16 protein-coding genes are annotated in these 14499 nt (G+C 69.9%); 12 read left to right on the top strand and 4 right to left on the bottom strand.

Annotated features, from left to right (window positions below; translation table 11 throughout):
• Nucleotides 1–317 precede the first annotated feature (317 nt).
• Both OG787_RS01105 and OG787_RS01100 read left to right on the top strand, forming a co-directional pair.
• Nucleotides 318–1259, top strand: a complete 942-nt coding sequence (locus OG787_RS01105; protein WP_405533998.1) for a hypothetical protein — start codon at nt 318–320, stop codon at nt 1257–1259.
• Between the two features lie 31 nt (nt 1260–1290).
• On the top strand, nt 1291–1761 hold the full coding sequence (locus tag OG787_RS01100; RefSeq protein ID WP_405533997.1) for a hypothetical protein: 471 nt from the start codon (nt 1291–1293) through the stop codon (nt 1759–1761).
• Between the two features lie 258 nt (nt 1762–2019).
• Here the strand turns inward: OG787_RS01100 and OG787_RS01095 are convergent, their stop codons facing one another.
• Both OG787_RS01095 and OG787_RS01090 read right to left on the bottom strand, forming a co-directional pair.
• Nucleotides 2020–2892, bottom strand: coding sequence for an IS3 family transposase (locus OG787_RS01095; protein WP_369034875.1), 873 nt, complete (start codon nt 2890–2892; stop codon nt 2020–2022).
• Nucleotides 2889–3197, bottom strand: a complete 309-nt coding sequence (locus OG787_RS01090; protein WP_037724813.1) for an IS3 family transposase — start codon at nt 3195–3197, stop codon at nt 2889–2891. The genes OG787_RS01095 and OG787_RS01090 overlap by 4 nt, the downstream gene beginning before the upstream one ends.
• 369 nt (nt 3198–3566) lie before the next feature.
• On the opposite strand from OG787_RS01090, the gene OG787_RS01085 reads away from it, so the two are divergent.
• Nucleotides 3567–4481, top strand: coding sequence for a TIGR03619 family F420-dependent LLM class oxidoreductase (locus tag OG787_RS01085; RefSeq protein WP_405540377.1), 915 nt, complete (start codon nt 3567–3569; stop codon nt 4479–4481).
• Nucleotides 4482–4711: 230 nt separating this feature from the next.
• Here OG787_RS01085 and OG787_RS01080 read toward each other — a convergent pair whose 3' ends face one another.
• A complete protein-coding gene (locus OG787_RS01080; RefSeq protein WP_405540376.1) occupies nt 4712–4882 on the bottom strand; it encodes a MarR family transcriptional regulator in 171 nt (56 codons plus the stop codon).
• A 96-nt stretch (nt 4883–4978) separates the two neighbouring features.
• Here OG787_RS01080 and OG787_RS01075 point away from each other — a divergent pair, with 96 nt between their 5' ends.
• From OG787_RS01075 to OG787_RS01055, 5 genes are all read left to right on the top strand, one after another.
• Nucleotides 4979–6157, top strand: coding sequence for a sensor histidine kinase (locus tag OG787_RS01075; RefSeq protein ID WP_405533996.1), 1179 nt, complete (start codon nt 4979–4981; stop codon nt 6155–6157).
• Nucleotides 6154–6822: a response regulator gene (locus OG787_RS01070; protein WP_369033381.1), complete on the top strand. Its 669-nt coding sequence runs from the start codon at nt 6154–6156 to the stop codon at nt 6820–6822. Before OG787_RS01075 ends, OG787_RS01070 begins: the two co-directional genes overlap by 4 nt.
• A gap of 126 nt (nt 6823–6948) precedes the next feature.
• Nucleotides 6949–7866, top strand: a complete 918-nt coding sequence (locus tag OG787_RS01065) for an ABC transporter ATP-binding protein (protein ID WP_405533995.1) — start codon at nt 6949–6951, stop codon at nt 7864–7866.
• On the top strand, nt 7863–8630 hold the full coding sequence (locus OG787_RS01060; RefSeq protein WP_405533994.1) for an ABC transporter permease subunit: 768 nt from the start codon (nt 7863–7865) through the stop codon (nt 8628–8630). Before OG787_RS01065 ends, OG787_RS01060 begins: the two co-directional genes overlap by 4 nt.
• A gap of 33 nt (nt 8631–8663) precedes the next feature.
• Nucleotides 8664–8813: a hypothetical protein gene (locus OG787_RS01055; protein ID WP_405533993.1), complete on the top strand. Its 150-nt coding sequence runs from the start codon at nt 8664–8666 to the stop codon at nt 8811–8813.
• A 60-nt stretch (nt 8814–8873) separates the two neighbouring features.
• Here OG787_RS01055 and OG787_RS01050 read toward each other — a convergent pair whose 3' ends face one another.
• Complete coding sequence (locus OG787_RS01050; protein WP_369033385.1) at nt 8874–9899, bottom strand: LacI family DNA-binding transcriptional regulator; 1026 nt, start codon at nt 9897–9899, stop codon at nt 8874–8876.
• Nucleotides 9900–10266: 367 nt separating this feature from the next.
• On the opposite strand from OG787_RS01050, the gene OG787_RS01045 reads away from it, so the two are divergent.
• From OG787_RS01045 to OG787_RS01030, 4 genes are all read left to right on the top strand, one after another.
• Nucleotides 10267–11535, top strand: coding sequence for an ABC transporter substrate-binding protein (locus OG787_RS01045; RefSeq protein ID WP_369033386.1), 1269 nt, complete (start codon nt 10267–10269; stop codon nt 11533–11535).
• Between the two features lie 88 nt (nt 11536–11623).
• Nucleotides 11624–12496 (top strand): carbohydrate ABC transporter permease, encoded by an 873-nt coding sequence (locus OG787_RS01040; RefSeq protein ID WP_369033387.1) that lies wholly within the window; start codon nt 11624–11626, stop codon nt 12494–12496.
• A 32-nt stretch (nt 12497–12528) separates the two neighbouring features.
• Entirely contained in the window at nt 12529–13455 is a 927-nt protein-coding gene (locus tag OG787_RS01035; protein WP_405533992.1) for a carbohydrate ABC transporter permease, read from the top strand.
• A gap of 97 nt (nt 13456–13552) precedes the next feature.
• The gene (locus OG787_RS01030; RefSeq protein WP_405533991.1) at nt 13553–14398 is read left to right on the top strand and encodes a glycoside hydrolase family 43 protein; all 846 of its coding nucleotides are present in this window, start codon (nt 13553–13555) and stop codon (nt 14396–14398) included.
• The last annotated feature ends 101 nt before the right edge of the window (nt 14399–14499 follow it).

Raw genomic sequence — 14499 nt, 5'->3', positions numbered from 1 at the left:
GCATCTGATGAGCGGTATCGGATGGTGACCAGCGGCCGGCCGGCCCCCGGTCGTACACCCCCTGGGGTTGGCCGGGACGGCCGGCAGCCGCGTCAGCGGGAGCGGCGCGTCCTGGCGGGGAGGAAACGCGGAGCCGGGGGGCCGCCGGTCCCGGAAGGTCTCAGACCGTCGGGTATGTCGCGATCTTGCTGGCATACCCCCAGGGGGTAGAAGATATACCCCCTGGGTGTATGTTCACATCCATTGCAAGATACCCCATGGGGGTATATGTTTCGTCGTATGACGTTCCTGCTGTCGGCCCTTCCAGGGAGACTCTTATGAAGACCTGGCCGAAGATCACCGGCTTCGTCGCAGCACTGGCCCTTGTGTTCGGCGCGGCCTACGGTGTGGGCAGCCTGGCCGGATCCGACGACTCGGGCACCGAAGCGGGTACGCATGCCGCCGTTGAGGTCGAGACGGCGGAGGGCGGCGGCGCGGACGATGCCGTGGAAGTCCCCGAGGGGTTGCAGGTCTCGGCCCACGGCTACTCGATCGACCTGAAGACCCCGCGGATCGAGCGCGGGCGCGCCACCGGGATACGGTTCGCCGTCCTGGACGCGAAGGGGCGACCGGTCACCGACTACACGGTGGAACAGGAGAAGGAACTCCACCTGATCCTGGCCTCCCGCGACCTGACCGTCTACCGTCACCTGCACCCCACGCGGTCCACCGACGGCACGTGGCACGTCTCCGTGAATCTGCCGACGGCCGGCGACTACCGCCTCTTCGCGGACTTCGCCCCGGCCGCCGGGGACGGCGAAAGCCTCACCCTGGGCACCGACCTGGCGGTCGCGGGGAGCTACCAGCCGCAGCCGCTGCCCCAGCAGGTGCCCACCAGCAAGGTCGACGGCTACACGGTCACCCTGCGCGGGGACCTCGACGCCGGCTCCGCACGGGAGCTGACCTTCGAGGTGAGCAAGGACGGCAGGCCGGTGACCGACCTGCAGCCCTACCTCGGCGCCTACGGGCACCTGGTCGCCCTGCGCGCCGGCGACCTGGCCTACCTCCACGTCCACCCCAACAGCGAGGCCGGCTACCCCAGGACGAAGCCCGGTCCGACCGTCTCCTTCACCGCCACCGCGCCCAGCGCCCACGGCTACCGCCTCTTCCTCGACTTCAAGCACGAGGGCAAGGTCCGGACCGCGAACTTCACCGTCCAGGCGGACCTCGGCGGCGACACCGCCCAGGAGAGCGGCTCGGGGGAGCACGGGCACGAGTGACGCCCCGCCGCCGCCCGGCAGCCTGACGGCCGTGCCCGGTTGGCGTACGGCCGAACCCTGCAACAGTTCCTCACCCGCGCACGACGCTCCGTACGAGATCGAGAAGCATGAGCCTCGCCAACTCGGTCACCGTCCCCTTCCTGGCTGTGTTCCTGCGCAAGGACGGAGATCTGGCACTTCGTCGTCGCGATGGTGGTGTTTCTCGCTCGGCGAGATCCTCATCTATCCGGCGGAGTTCGCCATCATCGACCGGATCGCGCCGGAAGCACGCCGTGGCGCCTACTTCGGCGCGCAGGCCTTCGCCCAACTCGGCGTCTTCGTCGGCCCGTTCACCGGCGGCCTGCTGCTCGCGGCCTACGACGGCACCACCATGTTCCCCGGTGTCGGCTGCTTCGCCCTGGCCGGCGTGGTCATCTATCTGCTCGTCGGCCGACGGATCCCGGGCCTGGGCACCTCCGGACCGGACCTCCCGGTGGAGCGCGAAGGAGGAGCATGCCGATGAGGTGGAGTGGGAGAGGGCTGCGGCTGCTGACGCTGCCCAGCCTGCGCGCCCAGCAGAGCCGCGACCGGCTCCTACTCGGCGGGCTGATCGAGGGCGCCGACATCCGGCGCGACGAACCTGGGGCCGGACGCCGACTTCGACGAGGCGTGGACCGAGGAGCGCGTCATTGCCGTACGAGGTGCTGAGCCCGTACGAGTGCGAGCTGCCGACGGTACACGTGAGCTTGTTCCGCTTTGACGGACACCATTGGTGTGGTGGTCAGGCTGCGAGTGCGGTCTCGTATTCGGCGGGACTGCGGTAGCCGAGGCTGCTGTGCAGTCGGTGCAAGTTGTACCAGCCCTCGATGAAGTCGAAGATCGCGGTGCGGGCGGCGGCCCGGCTGGGCCAGGAGCTCGTGTCGAGCAACTCCCGTTTGATGGTGGCGAAGAAGGACTCGGCGAGCGCGTTGTCCCAGCACTGCCCGGTGCGGCCGACCGACAGGCGGACGCTGAACTCTCCTGCCAGCGAGGCGAATTGCTGACTGGTGTACTGACAGCCGCGATCCGAGTGAAAGATCACCGGCCGCGCGGGGCGACGCTCGCGGCAGGCGGATTGGAGAGCGTCGGCGACCAGTTCGGTCCGCAGGTGGTCGGCAGTGGACCAGCCGACCACGCGGCGGGAGGCAATGTCGATGACGGTGGCCAGATAGAGCCAGCCCTCATCGGTGGCAACGTAGGTGATGTCACCGCACCAGCGGGTGTCGAGGCCGTCCGGGTCGGGAGCGAAGTTGCGGACGACGAGGTCGGGCCGGGCGGCGGCCCGCGGGTCGGGGATCGTCGTCAGCCGCCGTCGTCTGCGGTGGCGGCCCTGCAGCCCGGCGTCGCGCATCAGTCGGGCGACGCGGCGCCGTCCGCAGTCCTCGCCCTGTCGTTGCAGGGCGGCATGGACCCGCGGGACCCCGTAGGTTCCACGGGACCGCTCGTGGACTTCGGCGATCTTCTCGGTCAGCTCGGTGTCACGGACCGCCCGCGGCCCGGGCTTGGCGGTGCGGCGGGCGTAGAAGGCGGTTCGGGAGACCTGCAGCAGTTCACACGCACGCTTGACGCTGTGACCGCCATGCTTTTCCGCCTCGATGAACGGGTGCACCGTCACCGGGTCTCCTTCGCGAAGAAAGCTGTCGCCCGCTTGAGGACCTCGACGTCCTCGCGCAGCCGGCGGTTCTCCCGCCGCAGCGCGGCCAGTTCCTCGCGTTCGCTGCTGGTCAGTCCGTCGCGTTCGCCTGCGTCGACTTCGGCCTGGCTGACCCACAGCCGCACTGCCGTCTCGGTCAGATCGAAGTCCTTGGCGATCTGACCGACCGAGCGGTCACCGCGCCGGCACAGCTCGACGATCTCGGCCTTGAACTCCGGCGTGAACGAGCGGCGAGGGCGTGGCTTCTTCTTCCCCATGCTCTCCATGATGGACATCCTCCCGGGGCAGAACCCCTGATCTCGGATGTCCGTCAAAGCGGATCAAGCCCAACGCCACGTCGGGCTGGACCCGCCCGGCCCCGAGCCGCCTCGATCGGCTTGGCGGGGGCGTCGCAGCGCGCACCGCGACCGGCGGGGCGTACATCGCGAGTCATGCATGTCGCCTCGTACGGAGCGAGCGAGCCCGACGGCGCCGATCCCACGGCTGACCCCGACGGCGACGCCCGGAACCTCGTACCTGGAGACCGTCCGCGCCCACTTTTCACGCACTCCTCGTGCACAAGAGCGGCCTAGCGTGGGCCGCCCGCAGGCCCGTCGGGCCGTTGCCATGCGAAGGAGTCTCCCCAGATGTCCCAGATGCGGATAGGTCTGGCCGTGCCCCAGTACGGCACGTTCGCCACGCCAGAGGCGATCGTCGAGGTGGCTCGCGCCGCGGAGAGCATGGGCTTCGACAGCCTGTGGGCCGCGGACCGCATCCTCGCGCCGCACGAACCCAGCGACCCCTATCCGGGCGGCGACGGCACGATGCCGGAGCAGTACCGCACCTTCCTGGACCCGCTCACCGTCCTGACCCTGGCCGCGGGCGTGACGACGCGCGTACGGCTCGGCACCAGCACGCTCAACGCCCTCTGGCACACCCCTGTCCTGCTCACCCGCACACTCACCTCCCTCGACGTCGTCAGCCACGGTCGGCTGGACGTCGGCCTGGGCATCGGCTGGCTGCGGGACGAGTACCGGGCAGCCGGTGTGCCGTGGGAGGGACGCGGGGCCCGTCTCGAGGAGTGGCTGGACGTCGCGGAGACGATCTGGACCCGCGAGACCGTACGGCACGACGGCGAACGGTGGACGATCCCGCCCTCGGCCGTCGAACCCAAGCCCGTGCAGCGTCCCCGTCCGCCGGTTCTGCTCGGCGGGTTCTCACCCAGCGCCCTCGAACGGATCGGCCGCCGCGCGGACGGCTGGCTCGCGGTGGGACTGCCCCTGCCCGCGCTGACGGCGATGTGGAACACCATCCGGCTCGCCGCGGACGCGGCCGGACGAGACGCGTCCGCACTGCGCATGGTCCTACGCGTCAACCCTCGATTGACTCAGGACGAGGCCCCGGCGGAACTCGTCCCGAACACGGGAACGATCGACCAGATCGCCGACTACCTCCTCAGCACGGTCGGGGCGGGCGCCGACGAGGTACTGATCGACTTCCAGCAGACAACGACCACAAAGGACGAGCTCCTCACCGCCGCCGAGACGTTGATCAAGCGACTGCGCGCGTAGCACTGTTCGCCCCTCCTCAGCAGGGCGGGCCTTCCGCGAGGAGGCCCGGCCCGCAGGCTTCCGGAAGACAACACCGTCGGCGACGAGTCCTGAGGGCAGGGGAGCCCCGCCCTGGCTGGTGCCGGTCCGAGGCCGCGTCGCACGAGGACGCCCGGCGAGGGAGTCGGCCGGAGCCGTCCCGTACGGGACGGCCCGCGCGCTGCGGGCGCCCGCTCCTGGGCCGGCCCGGCTCACTTCACGTCGAGGATCTTCGCCAGCGCCACCAGACCGTCCGGAGTCAGCGTGATCGCGTCGGCCCGGCGGTTCTTGGGGTGCCGCTCGCGGTGGACGAGCCCCGAGTGCTCCAGGCCGTCGATGCAGCCCACCATCACACCGTGGTCGATGCGCAGTTGCTCGCTCAGCTCCCGTTGCTAACACGGACCCACGGTCCGACGGCTCGCACGCGCCTACTCCCGCTGTCGTACGCGCCCAGGCATCTCCGCTCGTACCGTGTACACGTGACGCCCTTCGATCGTCTGCCCGCCTGGCCGCGGAACCTCTCGCCCAGGGCCGTGGATCTGCTCGTGGTGGCCGTGGTCGCTTGGTTCACCGGGCTAGACGCGTGGTCGAACGACCCCGAGTACCGGCAGGCGGACCGGTTCACCTGGTTGCTGCTGGCGGTCTCACTCATTGCCCTGGTGTGGCGGCGGCGGTGGCCCGTGGTGGTCGCGGTGGTGACGGGGGCGGCGTGTGCCGGGTGGGCGTTGTACGGGCACATCGGGGAGTTGCTGAACCTGCCGGTGATCGTGGCGCTGTACTCGGTCGCGGTGCTGGGCGACCGGCGTCGCACCGTGCGGACCGGGCTGATCGCCTCGCTCACCTCGGGTGCGGTCGCTCTGTGGGTGGGCCACGACGTGGTGAACCCTCAGGGGCTGCCGGTACTGGAGATGCTGTGGCCGCTGGTGCCCCTGCTGCTGGGTGAAGTGGTGCGCATGCGGCAGCAGTTGCTCGACGAGTACGCCGCCCGGGCCTCCCGCGCCGAGGCGGACCGGGAGCGGGAGGCGGCGCGCCGGGTCGGCGAGGAACGGGTGCGGATCGCCCGCGAGCTGCACGACGTCGTCGCGCACACCGTCACCGCGATGACCGTGCAGGCGGGCGTGGCGCTGGACGCCTTCGATGTGAAGCCGGAGGTGGCCCGGGCGGCGATGCGGCAGGTGCGGGTGGCGGGCAAGGAGGCGGTACGGGAGCTGCGGGCCACCGTCACCGTGTTGCGGGCGCCGGAGGGGGATCCGGTGGAACCCGCGCCGGGGCTTGAGCAGCTGGACGAGTTGGTCGACCGGTTCGCCGGCGGCGCTGTGGAGATCGCCCTCCGGCGGGAGGGAGCGCCGGACGGGGCGTCGTCGGTGGTGGGACTGGCGGCGTACCGGATCGTGCAGGAGGCGCTGACGAACGTGGTCAAGCACTCCGGTGGTCGGCACGCGACGGTGTCAGTCGTCCGGGGAGACGGTCGGCTGACGGTGGAGGTCGTCGACGACGGTCGGCCGTCGCCGTCGCCGAGCGCGGGTGGCTTCGGGCTGGTGGGGATGCGCGAGCGGGCGGCGGCGGCCGGTGGCACGATCGACTGCGGGCCGCTGCCCGGCGGCGGGTTCCGGGTGCGGGCCGAACTGCCGGCCCGCGACGGAGGGGAGCGATCGTGACGGTGCGTGTGGTGCTGGTGGACGACCAGACCGTCGTACGGGCGGGGTTCCGCGCTCTGCTGGACCTGACCGACGACCTGGTGGTCGTCGCGGAGGCGGCCGACGGGCGACAGGCCGTGGAAGCGGTGCGGCTGACCCGGCCGGACGTCGTCCTGATGGACATCCGCATGCCCGGCGTCGACGGAATCGAGGCCACGCGCCGCATCGCCGCCGACCCCGACCTCGACGGCGTACGCGTGGTCGTACTCACCACGTATCAGGTCGACGGCTATGTCTTCGAGGCGCTGCGGTACGGGGCGGCCGGGTTCCTGCTGAAGGACATCGAGCCGGACGCACTGCGGGCGGCGATTCGTACCGTCGCGGCCGGGCAGAGCCTCCTCGCCCCGGCCGTGACCCGCTCGGTGGTGGAGGAGTTCGCCCGGCTCAAGGGCCCCGAGGCGGCGGGCGCCGAGCGGCTGGCGGTGCTCACCGAACGTGAGCGCGAGGTGATGGCGCTCGTCGCGGCCGGGCTGAGCAACGAGGAGATCGGCCGGGAGCTGCTGATGAGCCCGCTGACGGCGAAGACCCATGTCAGCCGCGCGATGACCAAACTCCGGGCACGGGACCGGGCGCAGCTGGTGGTGCTGGCGTACGAGACGGGTCTGGTCAGGCCGGGGGAAGGCTGAGCGGGTGAGCGCGGCCGGCTTCTCGGCGTTGTGGGACCAGGTCCCGCGACGGCTACTCCCGTAGGAGTAGCGGCCGACTCCCGGCGGCGGATGTCCGGATCGTCCCGGCTTCCTATCGTCGTCGGCATGATCGAAGCACGCGACCTCACGAAACGTTACGGCGACCGGACCGCCGTCGACCGACTGACGTTCACCGTCCGGCCCGGCCGGGTGACCGGCTTCCTCGGCCCGAACGGCGCCGGAAAATCCTCCACCATGCGCCTCGTCCTCGGCCTCGACGCGTCCACCGCGGGCTCCGTCACCGTGGCGGGCCGGCGGTACGCCGAACTGCCCGCGCCCCTGCGTACGGTCGGCGCGCTGCTGGACGCCAAGGGTGTGCACGGCGGGCGTACGGCTCACCAGCATCTGACCGGGCTGGCGGCGAGCAACCGCATCCCGCGCCGCCGGGTCGCCGAGGTCCTGGACCTGACCGGTCTGACCGAGGTGGCCGGGCGGCGGGTGAAGGGCTTCTCGCTCGGGATGAGCCAGCGGCTCGGTATCGCCGCCGCGCTGCTCGGCGACCCGGAGGTGCTGATCCTCGACGAGCCGGTCAACGGCCTGGACACGGAGGGCGTCCGCTGGATCCGTACGCTGCTGAAGTCCCTTGCCGGGCAGGGCCGTACGGTCTTCCTCTCCAGCCATCTGATGAGCGAGATGGAGCTGACCGCCGACCACCTGATCGTGATCGGCCGGGGCCGACTGCTGGCCGACACGAGTGTGCGGGAGTTCATCGAGGCCGACTCCCGTGCCCATGTGCTCGTTCGCTCCCCGCAACCGGAGCGGCTCCGGGAGCTGATGGAGGCCACGGGCGCGACCGTACGGCTCGACGCCCGGGGCGGCTGGCGCGTGGACGGCCTCGACGCAGCCGCCATCGGCGACCTGGCCCGCGATCACGGCATCGCCGTACACGAACTCACCCCCGCGCACTCCTCCTTGGAGGAGGTCTACACGGCCCTCTCACACGACTCGACCGAGTACCGGACACCGCAGGAGGCCGCCCGATGACCATCTCCATGCAGACACGAGCCGGTCTTCCGCAGGCGTTCGCGCACGAGTGGATCAAGTTCCGCAGCGTGCGCTCCCTGGTGTGGACGAGCTTCGCGACCGCCGTCGTCCCCGTGCTCGGCGCGGTGTTCGTCGCGGCGACGGGGAGCCTGCGGCCGGACGACACGGTGCTCGGCGCCGGACTGACTCTGTCGGTCACCGCCCAGATGCTCGCCGCGGTCGTCGGCGCACTGCTGATCACCGGCGAGTACGGCAGCGGCAGCATCCGCACCACCTTCGCCGCCACCCCGCGCCGCGCCACCGTACTGGCCGCGAAGGCGGCGCTGCTCGCGGGGCTGACGTATGCCCTGGCGCTGGCCTCCTGCACCCTCGCCTACCTCGTCGGCGACGCGATGCTCGAAGACGGGACGTACGCCCAAGGGGAGCCGCTGCCCGCCCTGTTCGGCGTCGCCGCCTGTTTCGCGGTGGCCGCGCTGCTCGGCCTGGCGGTCGGCACCCTCGTACGCCACTCGGCGGGTGCCGTCACCGCCGTGATCGGCCTGCTGCTCCTGCCGTCCCTCCTCGGGCCGCTCTTCGGCGATGCCCAGCGCTGGGTCGCGGGTCTCTCACCGACGGCCGCCCTTCAGAAACTCACCCAGACCTCGGACGCGACCCCGGAGACGGTCCGCAGCCTCGGCCCCTGGCCGTCCCTGCTGCTCGTCGCGGGTTACACGGCGGCGCTGCTCGGGCTGGCGGCCGTGACCTTGCGCAGGCGGGACGCCTGATCAAACCGCCCTCAGAGGAAAGGAGTCCCTCTCATGTCGTGGACACCTGCCCGACTGCGGCTGCTCCTCGCGCTGGTGATCGCCGATCTCCTGCTGATGGTCGGCGTCTCCCGTACGGATGCCGACGCGACCCAGCCGACCTCGGGCGGCGCTTGTCTCACCGTCCGCGCGGCGGCGCGCTGACGCGACTCCCTGAAGAGCGGCCCGGGTTCGTCGTGCGCAGGCCCGGAACGGAGTCGGGCGTCATCCCCCGACGGACCGGGTCGACGGCGGGGCCGTGGAGTTGCGCAGCACGAGTTCCGTGCCGACCTCCATGTGCTCCATGAGCAGCTTCTGCCCGTCGATGAGCGACAGCAGCGCGCGCGCCGCCTTCTGGCCCATGTCGTGGAGGGGCTGGCGCACGGTGGTCAGACCGGGGAAGCTCTGCGCCGCCTGCGGGAGGTCGTCGAAGCCGACGACCGAGAAGTCGGTGGGCACGTCGAGGCCGCAGGCCCGGGCGGCATCGACCGCACCGAGCGCCATGAGGTCGGCGCCGCCGACGATCGCCGTGGGACGGTGTTCGGTGATCAGGCGGGTGGCGGTGCGGAAGCCGCAGGCGTAGGAGAAGTCGCACGAGGCGACCAGCCGTTCGTCGACCTCCAGCCCGGCGAGCCGCATCGCGTCCTCGAAGCCCTGGAAGCGGATGGACGTGCTCTCCAGGTCCTCCTCGCCGCGGAGATAGGCGATCCGGGTGTGTCCCAGGTCGATCAGGTGCTGCGTGCCCTGCCGCATCCCGTGGTAGTTGTCGACGGTCAGCCGGGGGAGGGGCACGTCCAGGCGCCGTGGATCGATGATGACGCAGGGCAGTTTCTGCCGGCGCAGCAGCTTGACCGTCTCGTCCTCCAGGACGGGGGCGATCAGGAGCACCCCGTCGACGAGACCGCGGGTCAGGAACTCGATGCGGTCCTTCTCGCGCACCGCGTCGTGGTACGAGGCGTTGACGAGCAGCTCCTGCTCTGCGCCGGCCAGTTCGTCGGCGACTCCGCGGAGGATCTCCAGTCCGTACTGGCTGGTCAGGTCCAGGGCGATGAGCCCGACGAGCCCGCTGCGGCCGGCCTTGAGGTTGCGGGCCGCGACATTGGGCCGGTAGCCGAGTTTCCCCGCCACCTCCATGACCCGGCGCCGGGTCTCCTCGGAGGCCCCGGGCTTGCCGTTCATGACGTTGGACACGGTCATCGCGGAGACGCCGGCCTCCTCGGCCACCTGCGCGATGGTCACCCGCCCGGCCACTCAAGTCCCCCTTCTGCGCCCCCGATTGAGGCGCTCACTCTCTCACTGGCCCGGAGGAAACACCAAAGTTTCAACCGAAGGTAAGGAAAACTGTAACGATAAGGCTCGGTGTTCGTCAATGAAATCGGGCCCGAGCAGGCAATCGGCTGCTCGCGGGGTCAGCGCGGGCGGTCACGGAAAGTTACGTATAGATGTCGCCTAAGTTTTGCGTTACAGTCCCGGCCATCAACTCGTAACGTTCGCCGCAACTCCGGCTGACCTACTCCTTCCGTGCCTGTCGCTGTCGTACCCACGCGAACACCGACCGGACGGGTCAAACCATTCGCAGAGAACAAGTCGGTCCTACCGACGATGGGTGAGGTGTGCAATGAAGCGCTCTGGGAGACGTCTCGCGGTCGCCACCACGATCGCCGCCATGACGGTGTCGTTGGCCGCGTGCGGCGGCGGGTCGTCCGGCGCGTCCAGTGACGGCACGGTGACCATCCACGTGCAGGCCTGGAAGGGCGGCGGCGCGGAGCCCGCCAACGTCGCGGAGATCAACAAGGCGTTCGAGAAGGCGCACCCCAAGATCAAGGTCGACTTCGAGTACATCACCGCGAACGACACCTACGTCCAGAAGCTCCAGCCGGAGCTGCTCGGCGGCAAGGCCGGTGACGTCATCATGGTCGACACGGACAAGATGAAGAAGTGGGGTGCCTCCGGCTACCTCGCCGACCTGTCCGACGAGTCGTGGGCGAGCCGAATAGCCCCGGACGCCAAGCCGTTCGCGCAGTCCGACGGCAAGACCCTCGCCATGCCGATGGAGCTGATCGGCATCGGCCTGTACGCCAACATGGACCTGCTGAAGAAGGCGGGCATCACCGAAGTGCCCGCCGACTGGCCGACGTTCCTCGCGGACCTCGCCAAGGTCAAGAAGGCCGGCATCACCCCCATCTCGCTGCCCGACAAGAGCGCCTGGACCGGCAGCTCGGTCCTCCAGGCCGCCGGATCGACCCTCGTCTACCAGAAGAACAAGCAGTGGGACGCCGACTTCCTCGCCGGGAAGACCTCGTTCGACCCCGACTGGAAGAGCTCGCTGGACCAGCTGAAGACCCTTGAGGACAAGGGATACGTCAACTGGAAGAACGAGCTGGGCATCGACGAGTGGTCGCAGGGCCCGCAGGACTTCAGCGCCGGCAAGAGCGCCTTCTGGTACCAGGGCGCCTGGCAGGTCTCCAACATCAAGAAGGCCGGTTTCCCGGTCTCCTTCGCTCCCTGGCCGGGCGGCGCCGCGGGCACCAAGCCCAACGGCATGCTCTTCGCCGGCACCATGTGGGGCGTCAACTCCCAGTCCCAGCAAGGTGACGCGGCCCGCGAGTACGTCAAGTTCTGGTCCCAGAACGAGAACCTCGCCAAGTTCCTGGCAGCCGAGAACGCGGAGTCGCCCTTCACCGGCGGCACCACACCGGAGAGCACCGAGACGACGGTCTTCACCACCGCCTTCAAGGACGGCCGTTACCGGATCCTCCCGTCCAACTCCTGGTACGGCGCCGCCGCCGAGACCACGACCGGCTCCAAGATCCAGGCCTATCTGCTGGGCACGGCGTCCGCCGCGCAGACGCTGAAGGACATCCAGACCGCGGCGTCCGCGAAGTAACCCGGCCACCCCTGGTCCGCCGTGGTGGGGGCGGGAGGACGGCTCCTGTCCGCCCCCACCACGGCCATCCGGGAAGAGGAGGACCCTCGTGTTCCACCGACGGCCAGCCACCATGGCGGCCTTCCTGCTTCCGGCGATCGTCCTGTACGGCGCCTTCATGCTGTATCCGCTGGTCCGCGGCCTGTACCTGAGCATGACGGACAGCCTCGGCGGCCCGATCGCCAACTTCGTCGGCACCCAGCAGTACCGCGACATGGCCGACGACCCGGCCGTCTCCGCGGCCCTGTGGCACACCGTGCTGTACGCGGTCGTCGTCGTGGTCGTGCAGAACGGCCTCGGGCTGCTCTTCGCGAGCATGCTGTTCCGCCGCCCAGGCGTCCGCAAGGCGCTCAGCGTCGTCCTGCTGACGCCGACGCTCATCTCACCGGTGATGGCGGCCTTCATCTGGTCGTACCTGTTCGCGCCGACCGGCGGCATCAACGCCCTGCTCGACCTGGTCGGCCTGCACAGCCTCAACCACGTCTGGCTCGGCGACACCTCCACCGCGCTCTACTCGGTGGCCGCGGTCAACATCTGGATGTTCACCGGCTACTCCTGCGCGATCTTCCTCGCCAGCTACATGAGCATGCCGACCGAACTCCTGGAGGCGGCCGCGCTGGACGGCGCGACCGGCTGGCGGCGCTTCGTCAGCATCGAATGGCCGCTGCTCGCCCCCGCGCTCACCGTCAACGTGACGCTGAGCCTCATCGGCTCGCTGAAGGTCTTCGAGTTCCCCCTCGTGCTGACCAAGGGCGGCCCGGCCGGAGCCACGGACACCCTGACCCTGCTGGTGTACCGGAACGTCTTCGGCGGCGGGAAGTTCGCCTACGGCGTCGCCCTGTCGGTCGTCCTCCTGGTGACCGTGGTCGTCCTGTCCAGCGCCACTTCCTCCCTGCTCCGGCTGCGCGAGCGACGCATCTGACGGCCTCTCACGGAATCTGACGGATCACCACCATGACTTCAGACACCACCGCGCCGGACGTCCCGTCGGTCTCCGGCCCCCGGCCCACCGACCGCCTCCCCGGCAGTCGTACGACCTCCAAGGCGCCCGGCGTCCGGCTGCGCCGGCTGACCGGCGGTCTGGGCACCGTGCTGCTGTGCCTCGGCACACTGCTGTTCGTCCTGCCCTTCCTCTTCACGGTCGCCACCTCACTGCGCACCGCGGCGGACGTGGCCCGCTCCCCGCTGGGCATCCCGCACTCGTTCACCCTGCGGAACTTCACCGACGCCTTCAGCCAGATCCACTACGGGCGCAGCACCCTCAACACCCTGCTCATCACCGGGGTTTCGTGCGTGGTCGTCACCGTGGTCGGCTCGCTCGCCGCCTATCCGCTCGCCCGGATCACCCAGCACTGGTCCACCGCCGTGTACCGGCTGTTCATCCTGGGCACCTCCGTGCCCGTGTTCGTCGTGGTGGCGCCGCTGTACCTGCTGATGCGCGACCTGAACCTGCTGGACTCCTACACGGGAGTCGTCCTCATCTACACGGCCCTGAACCTCCCGGTCGCCGTGTTCTTCTACACCAGCTTCATCCGCTCCATCCCGGGCGACCTGGAGGAGGCGGCGGCACTCGACGGCTGCGGTGCCTTCCGGACGTTCTTCACGATCATCCTGCCGCTGCTGCGCCCGGTCACCAGCACGCTGCTGACCTTCGTAGCCCTCCAGGTCTGGAACGACCTGCTGGTTCCGCTGGTGTTCCTCCAGGACCCCGAGAAGCGGACGGTCATGGTGAACGCGTACTCGTTCATCGACCCGAACACCGTGCAGCCGACCACCCTGTTCCCGGCCGCCCTGCTGGGCGTCCTGCCGCTGCTGGTCATCTTCGTCTTCTTCCAGCGCCAGGTGGTGGCCGGCATGTCCGCCGGCGCGGTCAAGTCCTGACCCACCCCGGCCGGTCGATCCGCGGCCTCCCGACACTCGACGCCCCCACCGTCGGGGACTTCCCCCTGCCCCGACGTCCCGGAAGGACCCTCCCACGATGTACGTGGTCTCCTACTTCACCAACGCCGACGAGGCGCTGCACCTCGCCCACAGCGACGACGGCCACGAGTTCGTGCCCGTGAACGGCGGTCGGCCCGTCCTGCGGGGAACGGTCGGCACCGGCAGACTGCGGGATCCGTTCATCGGGCTGGGTCCCGACGGTCTGTTCCATCTGCTGGCCACCGACGGCTGGACGAGCCCGTACATCGTCCACGCCACCTCCGCCGACCTTCTCACCTGGTCGGACCAGGAGCTCATCCCGGTCATGACGAGTGTGGAGGGCGCCCAGAACGCCTGGGCCCCGGAGTTCTTCCTGGACCGGGGGAGAGGGCTCTACCACCTCATCTGGTCGTCGGTCGTCGAGGTCGGGGGCACGGCCGAGGGCCACGACTACGAGCACATCAGCCAGAACCACCGCATCTGGCACTGCACCACCGAGGACTTCAGGACCTTCTCGGCCCCCGCCGTGTTCTTCGACCCCGGGCACTCGGTCATCGACGCCACCGTGCGGGAGCTGGACGACGGCGGATTCCTCATGGCCTACAAGGACGAACGCGGCACCAACGACCTCGCCACCGCGCACAAGGACATCCACCTGATCACCTTCGACACCCCCGGCGGTCCGCACACCTCCTCCGTCGGTCCGGTCACCCCCTCGGTGGTGGAGGGACCGTCGATCTTCCGCCGCGGAGACGACATGGTCATGATCTTCGACCACTTCCTCGAAGGCAGGTACGGCGCGGCCCGCAGCAAGGACGGCGTGGCCTGGGAGCCCGTCGTCCTGACGCTGCCGACGGGCATGCGGCACGCCTCCGTACTCGAAACGCCCCTCCGGCTGAGCTGAGACGGCCGCTTCACAGCCCCCGGGCGGATCCGCTTCGGTCCGCCCGGTGCAGGAAGCCCCGCGTCGCATCCCGCGGCGCGGCGGACACCTTCACCCAGCAA

Source organism: Streptomyces sp. NBC_00075 (assembly GCF_045041225.1).
In the GTDB taxonomy this organism is placed as follows: Bacteria; Actinomycetota; Actinomycetes; order Streptomycetales; family Streptomycetaceae; genus Streptomyces; species Streptomyces adonidis.
The sequence above is the reverse complement of the archived record's forward strand: the minus strand, read 5'-3'. Positions and strand labels throughout refer to the sequence as shown.